This window comes from Actinokineospora sp. (genome assembly GCF_050699995.1).
Taxonomy (GTDB): domain Bacteria; phylum Actinomycetota; class Actinomycetes; order Mycobacteriales; family Pseudonocardiaceae; genus Actinokineospora.
Map to the genome: position 1 here is coordinate 1 of NZ_JBOHGC010000277.1, position 3,446 is coordinate 3,446.

General features: G+C 69.8%; 3 protein-coding genes. All 3 read left to right on the forward strand.

The genetic code is table 11. The features are described from left to right. A partial coding sequence (locus tag ACRDSQ_RS14070; protein ID WP_431421506.1) for an FAD-dependent oxidoreductase occupies positions 1-2,008 on the forward strand: 2,008 nt, incomplete at its 5' end. Positions 2,009-2,252: 244 nt separating this feature from the next. Beyond that, the gene (locus tag ACRDSQ_RS14075) at positions 2,253-2,930 is read left to right on the forward strand and encodes a PEP-CTERM sorting domain-containing protein (protein WP_431421508.1); all 678 of its coding nucleotides are present in this window, start codon (positions 2,253-2,255) and stop codon (positions 2,928-2,930) included. 41 nt (positions 2,931-2,971) lie between these two features. Continuing rightward, a partial coding sequence (locus ACRDSQ_RS14080; protein WP_431421509.1) for an NAD(P)/FAD-dependent oxidoreductase occupies positions 2,972-3,446 on the forward strand: 475 nt, incomplete at its 3' end.

Sequence of the window (3,446 nt, forward strand, 5' to 3'; positions counted from 1 at the left end):
CCCGTTGACGAGCCGTTCGCTCCCGTCCATGCTGGGGCCCATGCCGGAAGGGTTCCGCCACCTCTTCACGCCGCTGCAGGTGGGCGGGCTCGCCCTGAAGAACCGCATCTTCTCGACCGGGCACGCCGAGGCGATGGCGGAGGACGGCAAGCCCGGCCCCCGTCTCCGCGCCTACCACGAAGCCAAGGCCCGCGGCGGGGTGGCCCTCACGATCATCGGCGGCTCGACGAGCGTCCATCCCTCCTCGCCGGCCAGCGCCTGGAACATGATCGCCAACCACAACGATGCTGTCATACCCGGATATCGAAGCCTGGCCGAGGCCGTGCACCGCCACGGCTGCCGGGTCATGAGCCAGCTCACCCACATGGGGCGGCGGTCGCAGTCCGACGTCGAGAGCTGGCACGTGCTGCTGGCGCCCTCGCAGATTCCCGAGAAGGTGCACCGGGAGGTGCCTCACGAGATCGAGCCCGAGCAGATCGCGATGCTGGTGCGGGCCTTCGGGGACGCGACGCGGCGTTGCCGCGAGGGCGACCTCGACGGCGTGGAGCTCTCCTTCGCCCACAACCACCTGGTGGACCAGTTCTGGTCGCCGCTCTTCAACCGGCGGACGGACGAGTACGGGGGCAGCCTCGAGAACCGGATGCGCTTCGGCTTCGAGGTGCTCCGCGAGATCCGGCGCCAGGTCGGGCGCGACTGGGTGGTGGGCGCCCGCATCTCGGGTGACGAGATGACCGCCGGCGGTCTCACCGCCGCTGACATGGCGGAGATCGCCCGCCGGCTGGCCGCCTCCGGCCTCGTGGACTTCCTGTCGATCATCGGCGGCGCGGCGCACACGCTGCCGCTGCAGGCCGCCGCCGTGCCGAACATGGCCTACCCGCACGGCGTGTTCATCCCGCTCGCGGCCGCCATCAAGGCGGCGGTGCCCGGCATGCCGATCTTCCACGCCGGCCGCATCGTCGATCCGGTTCACGCGGACCAGATCCTCGGCGATGGGTCCATCGACCTGGTCGGCATGACCCGCGCGCTCATCGCCGACCCCGACCTGCCCCGCAAGGCCATCGAGGGGCGGCTCGACGACGTGCGCCTCTGCGTCGGGGCGAACGAGGGCTGCATCGACCGCATCTATCAGGGCAAGCCGGTCACCTGTATCCAGAACCCGGGCACTGGTCGGGAGACGGAGCTGGCCGAGCTGGCTCCGGCGGCTCAGGCGCGGCGTGTGGTGGTGGTCGGCGCCGGCCCCGCCGGCCTCGAGGCGGCCCGCGTGGCCGCGCTACGGGGCCATCGCGTGGTCCTCCTCGAGCGCGAGGCCGAGGTTGGCGGGCAGGTGCTGATTGCCGCCCGTGCACCCGCACGCGCGGAGTACGCCGGCATCCTCCGCTTCCTGGCCCATCAGGTGGACAAGCTGGCGGTCGACTGCCGGCTGCGGGTCGAGGCCAGCGTGGACACGGTGCTGGCTGAGTCACCCGACGTCGTGATCATCGCCACCGGATCGTCTCCCCACGTGCCCGACCTCCGCGGGCTCGACGGCAAACACGTGGTGACCGACCGGGACGTCCTCCTCGATCGCGTCGAGGTGGGCGAGCGGGTCGTCGTCGTGGACGACGTGCACACCCAGCAGGGCCTGTCCACCGCCGAGCATCTCCTCGACCGCGGCCGCCGCGTCGAGGTGATCTCGCGGCTGTTCTACGCCGGGCAGGATGTGGGGGTGACCTCGATCGCCCCGCTCTACACGCGGCTCTTCGCCAAGGGTGTGACGTTCACCCCGCACACCGACCTGGTGGCGGTGGAAGGCTCCACGGTCGTGGTGGCCAACGTCTACACGCGGGCGGAGCGCCGCATCGAGGGCGTCGACACCGTGGTGCTGTCGATGGGCAGCCGCTCCACCGACGCCCTCTATCGGGCCCTGAAGGGAAAGGTGCCCGCGCTCCACGCGGTGGGCGACTGCGTGGCCCCGCGCGGCATCCATCAGGCCATCCTCGAGGGGACTCGCGTGGCCCGGGCCTCGTGAGGTGGACCCGGTGCCCACATCGCACTTTTTTGCACACGCTCGGTCTCCTCAAGCTGAGGGGCGGCTTGGGACTTTTGGGTAATGTGTTACTCAGCGTACGGGCGTCCTGGGTTCGAGGATGATGAGCCGAAGGCAAATGATACGAGGTGTTGAAGCAGAGGGTATCGGCATGGTGCGAAGCTTGCTGCCTCGTGGAAGGATGCATGCCGCAAGACAATGCAAATCCGAACTTGGAGGAGCAGCCGTGAAGACGACGACTAGACGGCTTACCGCGGCGGCCGCGGTCGTCGCCGCGCTGTTGTGGACAGGCCTGGGCACCGCTCCGGCTTCGGCGGACAGCATCGGCTTCGACATCACTATCCCGAATCTCGCCCTCAGCCCATTTCCGAGCCCGTACGCGCATGTCGACGTCGACCGAACCAGCGCCACCACCGCGACCATCACGTTCACCGGGTTTGCAACCGGTGGCTTCACCTATTTCTTTGGTGCGGTCAACGCCGTCGACGTCAACGTGAACGCGGCCACGTTCACGGTCGGAGCTCCGAGCGTTGCCACTCTCGACCCTCCTGACTCTGGCAACGTGTCCGCCTTCGGTACCTTCAACGTGACCCTGGACAACTCCGACGGATTCAACGACAGGTTCTCCACGGTCAACTTTGGGCTGACCAACACCAGCGGGGCGTGGGCGTCGGCTTCGGATGTGCTTCACGCCAACAGCGACGGCTTTCGGGCCGCGGCGCACATCTTCGTGACGGCCGTGACCTGCGAGGAGGCCTGCGTGACCGGGTTTGCCGGCGACGGCGGGCTGAATCCCGTTCCCGAGCCGGCCACGCTCCTCCTCGTCGCGAGCTCGCTGCTCGGGCTGGGCTTCACCGGCCGGAAGAGGCTGTTCCGCGCCCGACCGGAGTCCGACACTCGCTAACGGAGTGCCCAGGCGTCCCCCCTGTGCTATTAGGGGGGACGATGGTCCACTCTCTCGCGTCCTCCGACCTTCCTGCGTCGCCCTGGACGGTCGCGGCCGAGCCCTTTCCCGACACACGGCCTCTCGAGGGGGACCGCCGCGCCGACGTGGTGGTGGTCGGCGCCGGCTACACGGGCCTGTCGGCGGCGCTGCACCTCGCGGAGCGCGGCGCGGAGGTCGTGGTGCTCGACGCGGCGGAGCCCGGCTGGGGCGCCTCGGGACGGAACGGCGGCCAGATCATCCCCGGTCTCAAGCACGATCCGGACGAGCTGGAGCGCCGGTTCGGCGAGGAGACGGGCCGCCGGATGTGGCAGACTGCGGGCAGCGCCGCCGATTTCGTCTTCGAGCTCATCGCCCGACACAAGATCTCGTGCCACGCCGAGCGGTGCGGGTGGATCGCCGCGGCCCCCCACGCGGCCGCGCTCGAGAGCTTGCGGTCGCGGACGGAGCAGTGGCAGCGGCGCGGCGCCCCGGTCG